This window comes from Pseudoalteromonas sp. DY56-GL22 (genome assembly GCF_041414715.1).
GTDB classification, from domain to species: Bacteria; Pseudomonadota; Gammaproteobacteria; order Enterobacterales; family Alteromonadaceae; genus Pseudoalteromonas; species Pseudoalteromonas simplex.
In genome coordinates, this window is record NZ_JANHZR010000003.1 from 476,557 (window position 1) to 494,274 (window position 17,718).

The 17,718-nt window shown below is 40.4% G+C and carries 19 protein-coding genes; 6 read left to right on the forward strand and 13 right to left on the reverse strand.

What is annotated here, in order from left to right; genetic code table 11:
- Nucleotides 1-10 precede the first annotated feature (10 nt).
- Nucleotides 11-1,066, forward strand: a complete 1,056-nt coding sequence (locus tag NO991_RS10040) for a hypothetical protein (RefSeq protein WP_300362324.1) — start codon at nt 11-13, stop codon at nt 1,064-1,066.
- Nucleotides 1,067-1,080: 14 nt separating this feature from the next.
- On the opposite strand, the gene NO991_RS10045 is transcribed toward NO991_RS10040, so the two are convergent.
- The gene (locus tag NO991_RS10045; RefSeq protein WP_130151675.1) at nt 1,081-1,326 is read right to left on the reverse strand and encodes a hypothetical protein; all 246 of its coding nucleotides are present in this window, start codon (nt 1,324-1,326) and stop codon (nt 1,081-1,083) included.
- A 277-nt stretch (nt 1,327-1,603) separates the two neighbouring features.
- On the opposite strand from NO991_RS10045, the gene NO991_RS10050 reads away from it, so the two are divergent.
- Both NO991_RS10050 and NO991_RS10055 read left to right on the forward strand, forming a co-directional pair.
- Nucleotides 1,604-1,795, forward strand: coding sequence for a hypothetical protein (locus tag NO991_RS10050; protein WP_138599271.1), 192 nt, complete (start codon nt 1,604-1,606; stop codon nt 1,793-1,795).
- A 55-nt stretch (nt 1,796-1,850) separates the two neighbouring features.
- Entirely contained in the window at nt 1,851-2,744 is an 894-nt protein-coding gene (locus NO991_RS10055; RefSeq protein WP_300362330.1) for a TraB/GumN family protein, read from the forward strand.
- A 132-nt stretch (nt 2,745-2,876) separates the two neighbouring features.
- On the opposite strand, the gene trpS is transcribed toward NO991_RS10055, so the two are convergent.
- Genes trpS through rpe form a run of 3 tightly spaced genes read right to left on the reverse strand, consistent with a single transcriptional unit; the run spans nt 2,877 to nt 5,280 of the window.
- Nucleotides 2,877-3,881, reverse strand: a complete 1,005-nt coding sequence (gene trpS / locus NO991_RS10060) for a tryptophan--tRNA ligase (RefSeq protein ID WP_054552798.1) — start codon at nt 3,879-3,881, stop codon at nt 2,877-2,879.
- 50 nt (nt 3,882-3,931) lie between these two features.
- On the reverse strand, nt 3,932-4,597 hold the full coding sequence (locus NO991_RS10065) for a phosphoglycolate phosphatase (RefSeq protein ID WP_300359823.1): 666 nt from the start codon (nt 4,595-4,597) through the stop codon (nt 3,932-3,934).
- Nucleotides 4,594-5,280, reverse strand: coding sequence for a ribulose-phosphate 3-epimerase (gene rpe / locus NO991_RS10070; protein ID WP_054552800.1), 687 nt, complete (start codon nt 5,278-5,280; stop codon nt 4,594-4,596). The genes NO991_RS10065 and rpe overlap by 4 nt, the downstream gene beginning before the upstream one ends.
- A 333-nt stretch (nt 5,281-5,613) precedes the next feature.
- Between rpe and NO991_RS10075 the strand changes: the two genes are divergently transcribed.
- Both NO991_RS10075 and NO991_RS10080 read left to right on the forward strand, forming a co-directional pair.
- The gene (locus NO991_RS10075; RefSeq protein ID WP_054552801.1) at nt 5,614-5,910 is read left to right on the forward strand and encodes a hypothetical protein; all 297 of its coding nucleotides are present in this window, start codon (nt 5,614-5,616) and stop codon (nt 5,908-5,910) included.
- 5 nt (nt 5,911-5,915) lie between these two features.
- Entirely contained in the window at nt 5,916-6,101 is a 186-nt protein-coding gene (locus NO991_RS10080) for a DUF2970 domain-containing protein (protein WP_054552802.1), read from the forward strand.
- Here the strand turns inward: NO991_RS10080 and NO991_RS10085 are convergent.
- The 9 genes from NO991_RS10085 to NO991_RS10125 all read right to left on the reverse strand — a co-directional run bounded on the left by NO991_RS10085 (nt 6,073) and on the right by NO991_RS10125 (nt 15,011).
- Entirely contained in the window at nt 6,073-6,915 is an 843-nt protein-coding gene (locus NO991_RS10085) for a Dam family site-specific DNA-(adenine-N6)-methyltransferase (RefSeq protein ID WP_054552803.1), read from the reverse strand. The genes NO991_RS10080 and NO991_RS10085 overlap by 29 nt on opposite strands.
- Before the next feature lie 53 nt (nt 6,916-6,968).
- Nucleotides 6,969-8,369, reverse strand: a complete 1,401-nt coding sequence (locus tag NO991_RS10090) for an AAA family ATPase (RefSeq protein WP_300359817.1) — start codon at nt 8,367-8,369, stop codon at nt 6,969-6,971.
- Complete coding sequence (gene aroB, locus NO991_RS10095; RefSeq protein WP_054552805.1) at nt 8,369-9,439, reverse strand: 3-dehydroquinate synthase; 1,071 nt, start codon at nt 9,437-9,439, stop codon at nt 8,369-8,371. Before aroB ends, NO991_RS10090 begins: the two co-directional genes overlap by 1 nt.
- A 27-nt stretch (nt 9,440-9,466) precedes the next feature.
- Nucleotides 9,467-9,985, reverse strand: coding sequence for a shikimate kinase AroK (gene aroK / locus NO991_RS10100; RefSeq protein ID WP_036973192.1), 519 nt, complete (start codon nt 9,983-9,985; stop codon nt 9,467-9,469).
- Nucleotides 9,986-10,163: 178 nt separating this feature from the next.
- A complete protein-coding gene (locus NO991_RS10105) occupies nt 10,164-12,221 on the reverse strand; it encodes a type IV pilus secretin PilQ (RefSeq protein ID WP_371351972.1) in 2,058 nt (685 codons plus the stop codon).
- Nucleotides 12,222-12,243: 22 nt separating this feature from the next.
- Nucleotides 12,244-12,780 carry a pilus assembly protein PilP gene (locus NO991_RS10110; protein WP_199530288.1) on the reverse strand — a complete coding sequence of 179 codons (537 nt, stop codon included), beginning with the start codon at nt 12,778-12,780 and terminating at the stop codon, nt 12,244-12,246.
- Nucleotides 12,777-13,382 (reverse strand): type 4a pilus biogenesis protein PilO, encoded by a 606-nt coding sequence (locus NO991_RS10115; protein ID WP_054552807.1) that lies wholly within the window; start codon nt 13,380-13,382, stop codon nt 12,777-12,779. Before NO991_RS10115 ends, NO991_RS10110 begins: the two co-directional genes overlap by 4 nt.
- Nucleotides 13,372-13,944: a PilN domain-containing protein gene (locus NO991_RS10120; RefSeq protein ID WP_054552808.1), complete on the reverse strand. Its 573-nt coding sequence runs from the start codon at nt 13,942-13,944 to the stop codon at nt 13,372-13,374. The genes NO991_RS10115 and NO991_RS10120 overlap by 11 nt, the downstream gene beginning before the upstream one ends.
- Nucleotides 13,932-15,011 (reverse strand): pilus assembly protein PilM, encoded by a 1,080-nt coding sequence (locus NO991_RS10125; protein WP_054552809.1) that lies wholly within the window; start codon nt 15,009-15,011, stop codon nt 13,932-13,934. The genes NO991_RS10120 and NO991_RS10125 overlap by 13 nt, the downstream gene beginning before the upstream one ends.
- Nucleotides 15,012-15,143: 132 nt before the next feature.
- On the opposite strand from NO991_RS10125, the gene NO991_RS10130 reads away from it, so the two are divergent.
- Nucleotides 15,144-17,654: a penicillin-binding protein 1A gene (locus tag NO991_RS10130; RefSeq protein ID WP_054552810.1), complete on the forward strand. Its 2,511-nt coding sequence runs from the start codon at nt 15,144-15,146 to the stop codon at nt 17,652-17,654.
- Nucleotides 17,655-17,718 lie beyond the last annotated feature (64 nt).

Below are 17,718 nucleotides of genomic sequence, written 5' to 3' on the forward strand. Positions count from 1 at the left end.
AGGATATTGCGTGCGTAGGTATTTAAAAATTGCAAAATGGCGCGCTAATAAACAGTTTCAACAACAGCAACGTAGCTGGCAGCCTCATAAAACGAGGCTGGTTGAACAGTTAAAAGCCATTTGGTTTAACTTAAGTACCGCGCAAAAGCTCTATCTTTTAGCATTAAGCAGCCTGATTGTTCTGCAATCGGGCTGGTTAAGTGCCACCATCACCATTATTGCGCTTGTTATTGAGTTTTGGCCCAAGTTTAACCAACTTTGGCACTCGCTTGCCGGCAAAGCACTGATTTTAATCTTCTATGCCAGTATCGCTAATTTTGTATTAGCTGGTGCAAGCGGCATAGTTAATGATGTAACTCATGTCTCAGCTAGTCACTTTAACTACACACATAACTTTGCCACCCTGTTATATTTACCACCTTGGGCAATGGGAATAACCCTAGGTACTTTATTGTTATTTCAACTTTTTTTACCTTTTTATATTTTTGTTTTATTGCTGATAAAGCCATTTGGCTCTGAGCGAGTTAAGTTTATTAGTCAAAGCTACTCACCATTATTAACTGCCATTGTACGCTTTGTTTTAGCGTCGGTAGTTTTTATTAACTTAATTTCATTTCTTGATGATAAGCCACCTGAAGAAGTGCTCGACAATATGGTCAGCACCTTTGTGGATAGTAAAGTCATTGCCAAGGAATCAGGTGAAGAACAGCAAAAAGCAGTCGAAGAACTTGGTGAAAAGCTCGAGCAACAACTTCCTGAAAATACACAAAGCTCAGCCCCAAGCCAAGACGTAGATGTAGAAGTTGACGGCGAAACCGCCGAAAACCTTCGCCAATTTTTAGATACCAAAGGTTACTTTGAACGTAGCAAACGTTTAATTGCCATGTTTGCTTACAGCTTTGAAGCCGATAGTTATTCACGCTGTTTAAAAGCAGAAAACAGTAAATCCGTTGAGCTGAATGATTATGAGATTGTACAAGTAACCCCTGATCACCATGCTGAGTATGGCTATCAATTTGAAGTCATTGCGTGCGACTCGCCAGGCGTTACCCCAGTAGAAAAATAGCGCAGCAATCTATACTACTCACTTGGCTTACTGCGTTTTTCTCTTATGAAGTGAAATATCGAAAGCCCAATAAAGCCAAAGCAAACTAAGGCGATTACTAAATTAGGTATAAAAATAAGTAACATAGCGGCATCATAGCCGATCTTTGCGAATGCAGCACAAAGGCTACCAATGATAAGCTCAGTTAAGATTAGCTCCCATTCTAATGAGCTATTCGCAGGTACAGTTTTAGCCGCATAATGTTTTACTTTAAAACCCATATCAAAACCTCCAAGTTCCTATTTGCTGCATCCAAACTATCATCAAAAGACAAAACCGCAAAAATTAAATGATTTAAAACCTTATTTCCTCTCATAAGAATTAAACTTAAACCATTGAAAATATTCAAATTAATATTTTCAAACCTTATATATAAATTGCTTAGAACTAGATAAGCGACTCTAGCAGCTTTCCTCGCTATTGTAGTTTGCATCAACGGGCTACCAACCAATTTTGCTTCGCTGATAAAACTAATCAACCAATTAAAGGAATTAAATTATGGCTAACTCAGTCTTAAAAATGATGTCACTTTTAGCGGTCACTGCAATCATTATTACATCAACGAATACCTTACTTAATGCTCAAGGTACTCAAAAGCTAAACAAGCAATTAGAGACCTCTATCGAAGCATCTATTGAGCAAATGAACAATAAAATTGATCAGCAAATTGAGCAACAACTGAATAAGTAATACTTGGCTTGCTCAGCATGCTGAGCAAGCTTCTTTAAATTAACAGGCTTAAATAATGAAAACACTAACTCGACACTTGCTAATCTCATCAATTGCTGCGACAGGCCTATTAATAAGTGGTTTTGGTGCAGCAAAAAGTGCCGTATGGAAAGTTAGTAAAGGTGATGAATTTATATATGTTGCTGGTTCAATCCACGTTTTGCCGCCCAAGGAACTCCCCCTTCCTGATGAATTTAATCAAGCGTATAAACAGGCTGATATCTTAGTACTTGAAACTGATGTGCCCGCACCAAGCGATAGCTCAGCACAACTCACTATGCTTAAAACTCTTAGTTATCAAGCTGGCGAAACACTGAGTAGCAAGTTATCAGCAAAGGTGAAACAGCAACTAGAAGAACAACTTGCCCAGTATGATATGAAACTCAGCGAACTCGATAGCTTTCGCCCCTTTATGTTAAGCGTGCTAATCATGTCGCTAGAACTTCAAAAGCAACAACTTATGGGTGAAGGTGTTGATAGTTACTTCGCGAAATTGGCTAAGCGAGATAAAAAAGAAGTCGCTTATCTAGAGACCGTGGCTTTTCAATTAGACCTGTTTAAACAAGTAGGTAGCCAAGACGAAAATGCCTTTATTGAGTCACTATTAACGCAAATTTCTAGTTACCAAGCACTGTACATCGCAATACTTAATGCATGGAAAAATGGCGATATGCAAGCAATAGATGAACTTACTCTTATGCCTTTACAAGAACATGACCCTAATACTTACCAAATGTTGATCAAGCAACGAAATCTAACTTGGCTTGGTCACATTGAAAATTATTTTACTAATTCGCAAAAAGAGTTACTGCTCGTTGGCACAGCCCACTTAGCTGGTGAAGATAGCTTGTTAGGCTTATTAAAAAATAAAGGTTATGTAATTAAACAATTGAACACAGGTGAGAAATAAAAAATGGAAAAAACAGACAAAACCGCTGCTGCACTTATCTGTTTATTTACAGTATTAATGGCGCTTAGCTTTTAATAGCTAAAAAAATACCGCTATCAAGCGGTATTTTTATTTCAATAATTTATCACAAGCTTACGGGCGAGGGATAAAACCTACCGCATCGTAGACTGCTTTTAATGTTTTTTCAGCGCGGATACTCGCTTTTTCAGCACCTGATTTCATAATGCTATCAAGTAATGACTGATCTTCGCGAATTTCTTTAAAGCGTGCTTGAATTGGCTCAATCATATTAACGACCGCTGCTGCAGTGTCTTTTTTCAGGTGACCATACATTTTGTCTTCATATTCAGGCACTAAGTCTTCAATTGAGCGCTTAGTGGCCACTGATAATAAAGTAAGTAGGTTTGATACACCTGGTTTTTCTTCACGATCAAAATAAATACGAGCTTGCTCGTCTGAATCGGTTACTGCTTTTTTCAGTTTCTTTTCAATCTTCTTCGGCTCATCTAATAACATAATGTAACCGTTTGGATTTTCATCTGATTTAGACATTTTCTTGAGCGGATCTTGTAAACTCATTACACGTGCGCCGAACTCAGGAATGTATGGCTCTGGTAGTTTGAACACGTCACCGTATAGGTTATTGAAACGTGTTGCAATATCACGAGTTAACTCAAGGTGTTGTTTTTGATCTTCACCCACTGGCACTTGATCCGCTTGGTATAGCAAGATGTCTGCAGCTTGCAGTACAGGGTAAGAGAATAAACCCACATTAACGTTATTAGCATGCTTAGAAGACTTATCTTTAAACTGCGTCATACGGTTAAGCTCACCCATTTGCGCGTAACAGTTTAAAACCCAACTAAGCTGTGCATGTTCTGGCACTTGAGATTGTACAAATAACGCCGCTTTTTCTGGGTCGATACCACATGCAGCATACAGCGCAATACCGTCAAGCACGCGCGAGCGTAGTTGCTCAGGATCTTGGCGTACTGTAATAGCGTGTAAATCAACTAACATAAAGAAACTTTCGTGGTCTTCCTGTAGCTTAAGCCACTGGTTAATAGCGCCAACATAGTTGCCTATTGTCATACCACCGGTTGGCTGAATGCCACTTAACACTACTGGTTTACTCATGATGTTCCTTTATATTTTTACTAAACTAAAAAGACGAATTTAAAATGCACTTACCTTTGGGTAAGAACGGGTATTATATCTAAGAAATTCTCGCAGAGGTACTCTGGATTGAAATCAACAAGGTTTTCACCTTGGTTATAGCCATAACTAAGCGCGACAACGTCAACATTTGCAGCTTTTGCTGCCAAAATATCACTTTTTGAATCGCCAATCATAACCGCTTTTTCAGGGCTAACATCTAATTGCTGACAAGCAAATAGTATAGGCTCAGGTGATGGTTTCTTTGCCATATCATTGCCACAGACAATAAACTGAAAATGACTAGTCAGTGACAGTTTATCAAGTAACTTTTCGGTAAAACGGCGCGCCTTATTGGTGATTACCACTTTAGGAATACCAGCAAGGGCAGCAAGCCCGGTTTCTACATGTTGATAAAGCGCACTGTAATCGCCTACAACTTGGTCATAGTGCTGATAAAACAAATTAATTGCACGCTCAGCAAGGGCTTCATCTAAATGCTCACTGATTTGCATATCGCCACTCAAACCACGCTTTACAAGCGTTTCTATGCCATTACCTACCCAGCTTTCAACTAGCTTTTGTGTCACAATCGGAAATGCTAGATCAGTTAGGGTCAGGTTCATCGCAATGTATAAATCATAAACACTGTCGACTAAGGTGCCATCTAAATCGAAAAATGCCGCATCGTATTTCATGGCTCAACCTTTGCAAGCTCGTTACGCATCGCATCGATAACCGCTTTGTAATCTGGTTGATTGAAAATCGCCGAGCCTGAAACAAACATATCAGCGCCCGCTTCGGCAATTTCAGCAATATTATCAACACCAACGCCACCATCAACTTCTAAACGAATTTTGCGACCTGAATCATCAATCATTTTACGCGCTTGGCGAAGCTTTTCGAGGGTATGAGGAATAAAGCTTTGGCCGCCAAAACCAGGGTTAACCGACATTAATAGCACCACATCAACTTTATCGAGCACATGCTCAAGGTAGCTAAGGCTGGTTGCAGGATTAAATACAAGCCCTGCTTGGCAACCACTGTCTTTTATGAGTTGCAAGGTACGGTCAATATGCTCACTGGCTTCTGGGTGAAAGCTGATGATAGAAGCGCCCGCTTCAGCGAAGTCGGGAATTAGACGATCGACAGGCTTTACCATAAGGTGCACATCAATCGGGGCTGTAATGCCGTAATCGCGCAGTGCTTTACAAATCATCGGACCAAAAGTTAGGTTTGGCACATAATGGTTATCCATCACATCAAAATGTACAACATCTGCTCCACTTGCTAGTACACGATCAACATCTTCACCTAAACGGGCAAAGTCGGCTGATAAAATAGAAGGGGCAATTAAATACTTTTGTAATGTTTCCAACATGAGAGATTCCATTAAAATTTGCGACTGCAAGAAGAGCGCATAATGTAACCCAATCGACTGCTGATTTAAACACCGCAGCTGATTGTTAAAGGGCGATTGCTTTAAGCTAATCCTTTTAGCCTATTGAATTAGTGTTATTTTAGTCAAAATTTGAGCAATAACTCTATTAAAAAGCCATCTACAACACAATAAAATGAAACAAATAATAAACATTAAATTTACTTTAAAGAGCTAATTTTATTAAATTTTTATTTAATTCAGCGATAATTAAGTTTGTTATTTGAGCAATTGTTATGTATGCTTGTTTAAGTAACACAAACAAGGGTTATTCTCATGCGTGCTTTTAAAATAGGGATCTTAATCGCGTCCGCACTTACGGTTGCTGCGTTTGTATCTTTTTCATCTGCTGATGAAGACGACTTTTTAGCAGCGGCGTCTGGTTGCTCATGCAACACGCTTAACGCATCATCATCTTCTGCTCAATGTATGAAAGCAGAACAAGAAACAGGATGGTTTTCTTGGTTAACGGGTGATAGCCGCAGTGCTCAGTTCCATTATCTTGATTTACTTGAGTTATTAACAAGTAGTGAAGAGTCAAAGAAAGTTAGCGGTTTAGGTTCTAAGTTCTAAATCGTATGAACAAATTCATGAGTGCATTACAAAGTGTCTTTGCGGCATTTTTTGGTGTGCAATCAGAAAATAAGCGTCAAGCTGACTTCAAAGAGCACTCGCTCAGTACTATCATCGTCATTGCCCTGATTTTTTTCAGTCTATTTGTAGCAGCGATTTATTTCACCGTTTCTTTGGTGCTAAATACATAGCCATTAGCTCGTTCACTTTATTGCGTGAACCGCCCTTGGGGCTAATCGTGCGTTTTACCTGAATCTCATCTAATGATGCTTGGCTGTAGATTTTACGCGTCCACACTGTATCGTGGTTAGAAATAAGTACCGGCGTGTTATTTTCGAATGCGGCTTGCTCAGCTAAATTCGCCAAGTTTGCTTGGTCATCTAAATTGAAACCGCCTTTAGCGTAAGAAGTAAATGAAGCTGTTTTACTCAAAGGCACATAAGGTGGATCGCAATATACAACCGCATTATTAGGAATAAGCTTAAATACCTTGTCATAACCTAAGCAAGTAAAGGTTGCTTGCTGAGCTTTTTCAGCAAAGAAATGCATTTCTTTTTCAGGGAAATACGGGCGCTTATATTTACCAAAAGGAACATTAAAAATACCTTTTAGATTATAGCGACACAACCCGTTATAGCCATGGCGATTCATGTATAAAAATAAAATCGCACGCTCATACACATCACTGCTTTGATTAAACTGAACACGATATTCGTAATAGGCTTCGGGGTGGTTATTAAGCTCTACAAACAACTTTTTAGCGTCGCTAATAAACTCATCGGGCGTGCGCTTAAGCTCAGTGTAAAGATTGATCAGATCCGCATTTATATCATTTAAAATATAATGCTTAAAATCAGTATTAAGGAATACAGAGCCAGCACCAACGAAAGGTTCAACTAAGGTGTCAGCATCCATACTCGCTTGCTTCAAGCGGGTACGAATATCTTCAACTAGGCTGTATTTTCCACCTGCCCATTTAAGGAAGGCTCTGGTCTTTTGCTGCATCTGCTCTTAACTTCAATTCGGTGTTGCGCGATTTTACACTAATCAGCTTTAATTTACTGATTTAGTGAAGCGATTTCTTGTTTAATTTTACTTATTTTTTTATAAAACGGCTGATTTTTACGCACATTATCAGAAAGTGTTGTTACGCCCTTCTTAGCATCATTCAGTGTGGTGTAACTACCATAAGTTACAATCCACCACGGCTTACCACTCCGTAAGCTTTGGTAAGTATTTACTTGCCCTTGCAAGCCATTTTCAGTAATAAACTTATCGCTAATCTCTTTTTTAGTCACCGCAAGTAATTGGATTACAAAATTGTCATCTGGTTGAGATAAATACCACGCATTTCCTACTAATGGCAGCTCTGGCTCAATGTCAGACTCGGTTTGCTCAGCATCGTTGATGACGGCAGCTATAACTTCATCTGTCGTTGGTTGCTCAGTCTCTTGTGTTATTCGCTCTGCTGGCAAAAGGCTATCAACAATCGCAGCCACGTTATTGTTATGACTTTCATTCTCACGGTTTTCTATCGCAGAGTTATCAACTGGCACCTTAGCTGCCTGAGTTGTGTTGTCCTCATCATTAGTAGCAACTTGCTGCTCGGCTTGAAGATCGTCTTGAGCTTGTTCTAGAACTAGCTCTTTGCTTTCTACTCGAGCATTGATTACTGCTTCTGCAGGCAGTGCTGTTGCCACAGAGTTCGTTGTATCCTGCTGGTAATGCGCTTTCCACCACTCAGTCATATCAGCTTTATATAAAAAGCCAATGATCAGCACCATGGTCGTGATTAAGAGCAAAATTAAATAAAGCAGTTTATAGTTTTTTTCTGGTGCGCGAATGTCTGCAGTTTGTTGTTCAGGCTGCCAAGCAAGTAATAAAGCTGGGTTACCATGCGCTTCTTGTAAAAAGGTGCGAAAAACTGGGTCTTCTTCAACAGGGAGGTTATCGAAAAACCAACGCATGAGCTGTTTACTTTCACTTAAATTTAGCGACTCTAAGTGGATTTCAACTGCTTGACTAAACTGCCCTGCCGATTGTGATGCAATCAGTATGTATAACGTGCTCGGGCTTTGCTTGGCAAGGACTTCTAATTGCTGAATTAACTCTTCAGATAAATGACGCCCTCCATCAATGACCCATAAACAATCACCACAAGGCTGTTGTTTATAAAGTTGATAGAAGTTTTCAGACAAACTTAAAGCGTGATCAATTAGTGGGTTGCTAAAGCTTTGTTCTAACAGTTCAGTCATAAACTGTTGGTCGGTCATTTTTCCCGACAACTGAACAAACGCTTTATTAAAGTCGAGGTATTTATCCGTGATGAAGGTTTCTAATAAATAGCTTTTACCAAGGCCAGAAGGACCGAGTAAGCAAATTAGGTTTTGCCCATATTCAAACTGCAGAGCGATTCGATCAACTAGCGCAGCACGGCTAGGCAATATTTGCGATTGCATTAGCGCGCTATTAAATCACAAACCTGCTGATCAGTAACATCACTTACCAGCGCACATTGACCAAATTGGGTAGGTAGAATAAAGCGAATCGTGCCTTTTTTATTTTTCTTATCTTTACGCATGTGCGTTAAAAACTGCTCGCTGGTCATTTCTGCCGGAATATCGACAGGTAAATCATACTCAGCAATCAATTTAATAATGCGTTCAACTTCTGCTGCGTTTAAGTCATCACGGGTATGTGCAAGGCGTGCTGCCAGTACCATACCTGCCGCAACGGCTTCGCCATGTAGCCAATTACCATAGCCCATTTGCGCTTCAATTGCGTGGCCAAAGGTGTGCCCTAAGTTTAGTAATGCACGTAAACCGGCTTCTTTTTCATCTTGTGCAACAATCAAGGCTTTGATTTCACAACAGCGATAAATCACATGCTGTAAAGTTTGTTCATCAAGAGACTTAAGTTTAGTGATATTTTGCTCAAGGTAAGCAAATAACTCAGTGTCGTAAATAAGGCCATATTTAATCACTTCAGCCATGCCCGCTGCGAATTCACGCTCAGGCAAAGTATGTAGCGATTGCGTATCGATAAATACTGCTTGTGGTTGGTAAAACGCACCAATCATGTTTTTACCAAGTGGGTGGTTTACTGCCGTTTTACCGCCAACCGATGAATCGACTTGCGAAAGCAAAGTCGTTGGCACTTGAATAAAAGGCACGCCACGTTGATAACATGCAGCAACAAAACCAGTGAGATCACCCACCACACCGCCACCTAAGGCAATAAGGCAAGTATCGCGGCCACAGTTATGTTCAAGTAAGAACGCCGAAATCTTTTCAAACCACTCAAGTGATTTATATTGTTCGCCATCAGGGATGGTAAAAGATAACGGGTTAAGATCAGCCAACGACGTCATTACATCATCTAGATATAAAGGTGCAATGGTGTCGTTGGTGATAATGATAGGTCGACAGTCGCCGATGTGCTCGCGCAGCCGACCAGTCTCTTGAAGAGCAGATTGACCAATATAAATAGGATAACTTCGCTCGTCCAAATTAACTGTTAATTCAAGCATAGCTAGTTTCCTTTTTATTATTGGTTTTTAAAAATCTAATTTCTCGATGATTTGATTAGCAACAACTTTCGCGCTTTGCTCATCAGTGCGGACAACAAAATCAGCAACTTCTTTGTATAACGGTTCGCGTTCTTCAGCTAAGCGCTCTAGTACATCACGCGGTGCTTCTTCTGTTTGCAATAATGGGCGACGCTTGTCGCGCTGTGTGCGTGCAACTTGCTTTTCGATTGGTGTCTCAAGGTATACAACAATACCACGAGCAGAAAGCTTGTTACGTACTTCTTTACTGATCACAGAACCACCACCTGTTGCAAGAACGATACCTTGCATCTCAGTTAGGTCTGAAATTACAGTTTCTTCACGAAGTCGAAAGCCCTCTTCACCCTCAAGATCGAATACCCAAGCAATGTCTGCTCCAGTACGACGCTCGATCTCTTGATCTGAATCGAAAAATTCAAGGTGTAATTGGTCAGCAATGTGACGACCAATTGTGCTTTTGCCAGCCCCCATAGGGCCCACTAGAAATATATTACGTTTCTCAGCCATATCTTTTTAGTACAAACGAACTCTAAAATTTGAAATAAAACCCCGCCTAACGACCTGGCCCCAAAATTAAGGAGGGGATTATCTCAGTAATTGCTTGGGTATTTCAAGTCAATTAGCATAAAAAGCCAGATTACGAGCAATTAAAATGCTAATTGCTCGTTGCTTAAGAAAAAATCACTTAATCAATTTGAATTTTAGGGGTTACGAAGATTAACAACTCTTTCTTCTCGTTAAATTCACTCGTGCTTTTAAACAGCACACCCAAATAAGGAATATCACCTAACAATGGTACTTTCTTAGTTGAATTAACAATTTGTTGTTGAAAAATACCACCAAGCACCACTGTTTGACCATTTTCTACTAATACTTGGGTTTGGATTTCTTGGGTATTGATCGCCACAGCAGAGCCTGTTGGCGTTTGTACCGTATCACCACGAGTATCTTGTGTAATTACTAAGTCTAAAATCACCTTGTTGTCAGGTGTAATATGAGGCGTTACTTCTAAGCTCAATACCGCTTTTTTGAATGTTACTGTCGTTGCGCCACTAGATGCAGCTTCAACGTATGGAATTTCTGTACCTTGCTCAATTCGTGCTTTTTGTTGATTAGCCGTCGTGATGCGTGGGCTTGCGATAATTTCGCCGCGATTTTCTTCTTCAAGCGCACTTAACTCTAAATCTAAAATAGTGCCATTGGCTAGCTTAGCGACTTGCACACCAATACTACCCGCAGGGCTTGAAACCGGTAAATTGACATTTAAGCGATCAGAAATACTTGGAATATTATCGTAAGAGCCCGCACCAAACATGCCGCCAGCGCCTTCTAAAGAGCCAGAAATAGCACCATCGCTTCCTACGTCACTAATACCCCAACGAACACCCAAGTCTTCTTGCACATTATCATTCACTGTCACCATACGTGATTCAATCACGACTTGCTTAACAGGAATGTCTAGGGTCTCAACCATACGACGCACACTTTCAATACTTTTTGCAGTGTCTTTGATCAGCAAAGTGTTCGTTCGTTTATCAACAGAAACACTTCCTCGCGCTGAGATAATGCTATTTGTGTCTGTTTTCAATAGGTCTGCAAACTCTTCAGCTTTTGCATAGTTAAGGCGAATATATTCGCTATAAAGCGGTTCTAAGTCTTCAACTTGCTGCTTAGCTTTAAGTTCTTTAGCTTCTCGGGCAGCCAACTCTTCAGAAGGGGCGACCATTAAAATAGAGCCATCCATGCGCTTATCTAAGCCTTTCACTTTCAATACTACGTCAAGCGCTTGATCCCAAGGGACTCCTTCTAGTCGTAAAGTAATATTGCCTGTAACAGAATCACTCGTTACTAAGTTAAATTCATTGTAACCTGCGATTATTTGCAGTACTGAACGCACGGGAATATCTTGGAAGTTTAACGTCATTGGACGTCCTTGATACTCAATTCCCCCTTCAAGGTAAGCGCGTTGCGTATCATCTTTTTCGACAGTTAAAGTAAAAATATTCTCAATTTGCTGATGAGTGAATTTAAATGCAGCGTTTGGCTCAACCACGATACGTGTCATATTGCCTTCTTTAAACGTCTCAATATTGCTAACGACTGTGCCAAAGTCCATCACATCAAGCTGATAAAGTAGATCATCGAGAATATCAGTATGGTGGAACTCAGCAATAATTTTGCCACCACTTTCGTGAACATCTATAGCTGCTTGCGTGTCTTGTAAAAATACTAACAGCCTTGCTTCGCCTTTTTCACCACGACGAAAATCTATCGACTGAACTGTATTTATATAATTATTGGCTGCTGAGAGTGGATCCGCTATTTCGTCTCCACTAATTGGGTTATCAGAAACATGCAGCGTTAGGATGTTATCTTTAGCGAACGTTTTATAGATTTTTAATTTATCTAACGATACAACGACCTTCAAACCATCAGCGGTCATGGTGCTTGTTACATGCTGAATACCTGCTTGGTTCACAGGTACATCACGCATTTCATTATCAACACCTACATTACTGAATAACATTTCGATGCGTGCTGGTGAGTTATACACCTGGACTTTTGGTTCGAATGTCAGTGCCTCATCAAACACAAGCTGTAGTTGTGTTTCGCCTTTCATTAATGGGTTATAACGCACATCATATAGTAAAGGTGCCGCAACTGCTGACTGCGCTATTAAAAAAGCAAGTGCAGCTAACATGAACTTATGCATGTTTTTAAACCAAGCCATTCCTTTATGCATATTTTTTTTACCTTTCATAAGATTAACTTGCACCATTTGTATCCGCCTCTAACATTTCTAGCTTTGTCAGACGCTCTTTCCAACAACCAGCCCCATCAGGGATTAATTCTAATAATTCTATGTAATTGTCGTGCACTTCTTTTATTTCACCATGATACAAACCAATGTAATTACCTACGGTTACGCGATAAAGCGTTTCATCTGCCGCTTTGATGAGTGCCCAAGTATTGCCAGCTCGGCCTATGGTACCTTTCATAAGCAAATTATCTAATGGGTATTTCTCAAGAGGTTGGCGAACTCGATTTGGATCAGGATGAAGACAGTTCTTCACCTGCACAAGGTTATTTTGAATAATCTCAGGCTTCGGAGCAACAAATGGGCTGCGAAGTCTACTTGCACTGTATTCAAAATATTCAAATTGCGCTATCTGTGGGATCGGTTCAACTTTCGGCGTTGTGCTAGCTTTTACCTGATCGATAAACTCTTTTTGCTCAGCAGTATCATCATTACAAGCGGCTAACGCAAAGCTCATTAATATAACTAAGGAAAGCTTCTTCATTTTTTAGTGCCCCCCTCGTAACGATATGTTTTGGCTACAACACTAAAAGTAAGCTCGCCATTACCTAAAGTTTGAATTGTAAAATCATGCAAACTAACAATACGCGGTAACTGTGCTACTTTGCCAACGAATTCACCGAATTCATGGTAAGTACCCACCACCTCAATTTTTATCGGTAGCTCTGTATAAAATTCTTTTTCAATTTCAGGTAACCAACCAATTTTTAAGAAGGTTAAACCACTTGTCGTTCCAACATAAGATAAATCATCAAGCAACCCAGGTGTTTCATTCGAGGTAGGTAAGCGCTTCAATAGTTGAGAAAATTTCTCTTCCATTTCTACCATTTGTTGGCGATACAGTTCTAAGTTGCTCGCTAAAGCATATTTTTGCTTGTAAGTGTTACGCAACTCAGTTTCTTTTGCTACGGCGCTGTGATAGCTGGCAATCTCATCAGACACCAATAGGCTATAACTAAAATACAACACGATTGCAGCTACAAAAGCACAACATAACGCTTTTACAGCAATGGGCCAATCACCCATGTTTTCGAGCTCTATTTCATTCCAATCTATTTCAGTTAACGATTTGATATCAAGGTTCATTACGCGCCTCACCTATCTGATCAAACGGTTTAACATAAAAATCCATATTAAAGTCACTTAATAGCCTTGATGTCTGCTCACCTGCAACAATGCCTTGCATTACTGGGCGCTCTAGTAAATAAGAACTTTGAACTTGACGTAGCATGGTCGATAAGCGGTTATTCGATTCGCTACGACCTGTTACATGAATTTGGTCACCACGGCGCTCCAACTTAGTCAAATAGACACCTGCAGGGACTATTTTCGCAACTTCATCCATGATTTGTGTACCTAAGTTACGACTACTTTGCAGCTCTTCAATTAAACGCATTCGTTGCTGTAAGTTTTCTTTCTTTTTATCAAGCTCATTAATTTCCCTAATACGTTGATTCAAAAGAGCGATCTCAGTATTTAAAAAGTTATTCTTTGCATCTTGGCCTTGACGAAGGCCGCTGTAAAAAGAGCTCAATAGATACATACTGATAAAGCTGACAACAACAACAGAAAAAAGCACAGTTATAAATTTATTCTGTGAGTCTTTTCTTTGCTGTTCTCGCCAGGGCAGTAAATTTATATGTGGCATGATGAAAAGCTCCTTAATGCCAGTCCTGTGGCTATTGCAAACTGAGTTCGGTGACGCTGCAGCATATTCCGATCCACTTTTGCGGAGATTTCAATGTTTGCAAATGGCTCAGCAACCACCGTATGGATTCCCAGTTCTTCAATTAAAAGCCTGTCAAGGCCATCAATCATAGCTGTGCCACCCGTTAGAACAATATAGTCAACTTGCTCTTTACCACTGGTTGTTAAGAACATTTGTACTGCGCGTCTTACTTGCTGCAATAGTGATGTTTGGAATGGCGCTAACACCTCAAAAGTATAATTTGGTGGTAAATCCCCTGTTGTTTTACCTATTTCAGCTTCATCAAAGCTTTTATTATAATAAGCAACGATACTATTAGTGTATTGATCGCCGCCAAATACTTGGTCACGGGTATAAATTGTTTCACCCTCTTGCACCACACTAACCAACATCAGAACAGCACCAATATCAACCACAGCGACACACTTATTGTAAGCATCGCTTGGCAACTGTTGATAGTAAACATCCATTGCTCGGCTGAGGGCATAACTTTCTACATCGACCACTGCCGCTTTTAAGTTAGCTGTTTCAAGAGCACCTACACGAGCTTGCACACTTTCAGTTCGCGCTGCCGAAAGAAGTACATTAACTTTACTTGGATCCGCTTCGTTGATAGCCAGTTTTTCAAAATCGATATTAACTTCGTCGAGGGGGTAAGGAATTAAGCTGTCTGCTTCAATAGCAATTTGTGACTCAAGTTCAGCATCAGTTAATGATACATCCATAAAAATTACTTTTGTGATCACGGTTTGCCCAGACACTGCAACAGCAGCGCGTTGTACGGATTTAGGTATTTTTCTTTTTAATTTCGCGATAACATTACCTATTGCTTCTATGTCTTGAATAGAACGTTCAGACATAGCGCCTTTAGGCATAGGTTCAATAGCTAGTGCTTCAAGCCGCAAACCAGCGTCTGTCTCCTGCAATAACACTGCCTTTATACAGTGTGATCCGATGTCGATCCCTACCATCATAGATGAAGGCTTTTTAAATAGCTGACTTAGCATGTTTGCAACTTGGCCTTTGTTTTAATAATAAACAAGTTATAATTTTTATCTGAAAAAATATTATTCATTTTTTAATCAATATATACTAGCAGTCTCCGATTCTAATTGGGAGTCCATTTAGGGAAAATATAAGTGATTTTATTAAAGCGAACTTTACAATTTATTATCATCTGCTCATTCTTAGGACTAATCACTTTAGTTGGTCTATACTATTACGTTAAACCCGACATTCCTAGCGTTCAGGTTTTAAAAGACGTTCAGTTACAGACACCTATGCAAGTTTTCTCACGAGATGGCTTATTGATCAATCAATTTGGTGAAAAACGCCGCATTCCAGTAACAATAGATCAAATACCCCAACCATTAATCGATGCAATATTAGCAACAGAAGATAATCGCTTTTATGAACATATTGGCATTGATCCAATTGGTATAGTTCGCTCAGCCATTGTACTCATATCTACCGGTGAAAAGAAACAAGGCGCAAGTACGATAACCATGCAGCTTGCCCGTAACTTCTTCTTAACCCGAGAAAAAGCATATATCCGTAAAGTTAAAGAGATCTTCATAGCTCTTCACATTGAAAGTATTTTAACTAAGGACGAAATTCTCGAATTATACTTAAACAAAATCGAATTGGGTAATCGCGCCTTTGGTATTGGTGCAGCTGCGCAAGTTTACTATGGCAAAGATTTAAACGAGTTAACTTTAGCGCAAATGGCGATGATTGCAGGCCTACCTAAAGCACCTTCTGCACTTAACCCTATTCGTAACCCAGTTCGCGCAAAGGCTCGTCGAAATGTCGTATTAGGTCGTATGTACACCGAAAAGTACATCACTCGAAGCGAATATGAAGAGGCTATTAACGCACCTATTACTGCAAAATTTCACGGCGCAGAAATTGAAGTCTATGCCCCGTATATTTCAGAGATGGTTCGTGCTGAAATGGTAGCTCGTTATGGTCACGAGCGCGCCTATAATACTGGTTTTAAAGTTTACACCAGCGTTGACTCTAACATTCAACAGGCTGCTCAAGATGCGATTGTTGATAACCTACACGCTTACGATATGCGTCATGGCTTCCGTGGTGCTGCGGCTCAGTTATGGGACAGCGAAAATGAAAGCCCTCTTAGCCAAGAAGAGATCTTATCTAAATTAAAAGATGTCAAAGAATTTGGTCCGCTATTAGCAGGTGTTGTCACCAACGTCGCTGAACAATCAATTGATGTGCTATTAAAAAGCGGTGAACAAGTCACTGTTGAGTGGGATGGTCTAAAATGGGCGCGTAAATATATTACGCGATACCGTCAAAGCTTTGCACCAAAAACAGCTACCGAAATTTTATCAGCGGGAGCGCAAATTTGGCTGCGTAAAAATGCAGATGAAAGCTATATCCTTAGCCAAGTACCAGAAGCATCGAGCGCACTTGTTTCACTTGATCCGCAAGATGGTCGTATTAAAGCGATTGTCGGTGGTTATAGCTTTGAACAAAGCCAATACAATCGCGCAGTTCAAGCAAAACGCCAAGTAGGCTCAAACATTAAGCCATTTATTTATTCAGCGGCACTTGAGAATGGCTATACGCTTGCTTCTATTTTGAATGATGCGCCAATTAATCAATGGGATAAAAGCCAAGGTGTGGCATGGCGCCCTAAGAACAGCCCAGCGGTTTATAATGGTCCTATACGTATTCGCAGAGCACTCGCACAATCGAAGAACGTAATCTCGGTGCGCCTATTACGAGGTGTTGGCCTTGAGCGTACAGCCGATCATTTGCTTAAGTTTGGCTTTTTGAATAACGATATTAACCGCAGTGAATCACTCGCACTCGGTAGCGCTTCAATCACTCCACTTGAACTAGCCCGCGGTATGAGTACATTCGCCAATGGCGGTCATTTGATAACCCCTTACTTTATCTCTGAGATTCAGGATTCGGCGGGTACTGTTTTATTTAAAACAGAGCCTGAACTTGCTTGTGATGCGCCTAAGCAAACTGTAACCCCTGAGTTTGCATCTCTTAACCAGAATCAACAGAGTTTTACTGAAGCGGAGATAACGAAAACACCTCGCTGTGCGCCTCGTATCATTTCTAAGCAAAATGCATTTTTAATTTCGCAAGCTATGCACAGTGCAATTTGGGGGGGCGGTAGTTGGACCCATAAAACAGGCTGGAGTGGCACAGGCTGGCGTGCACAAGCACTTGATCGTCGTGATTTAGCTGGTAAAACAGGTACCACTAATGATTCGGTAGATACTTGGTTTAGCGGCTTTAATCGCAATGTAATGACTTCGGTCTGGGTTGGTTTTGATAACCCTGGAAAAGCGCTAGGCCGCTCGACTTACAATAGTAACCTCGATAAATCGCAAATATCAGGTGCAGAATCCGGCGCTAAAACCGCGCAACCTGCATGGGTCGACTTTATGCGTGCAGCCCTTGATGGTATGCCAGAAGCACCTATTGAGCTTCCTGAAGGTTTAGTATCGGTTCGAATCGACTTAGCAACAGGTCTATTGAGTCACAAAAATGATTACACCAGTCGTTTTGAATACTTCATTAAAGGCACTGCACCAACTAAGTACGTACTCGATCAACCAACAGACGTATTTGAAGAAAAGCTCAGCACAGAGGAAGAGTTGTTCTAAATAACTAAGTTGCTATAAGACATAAAAAAGCGCCCTTGGGGCGCTTTTTGCTTAGCTATTTAAA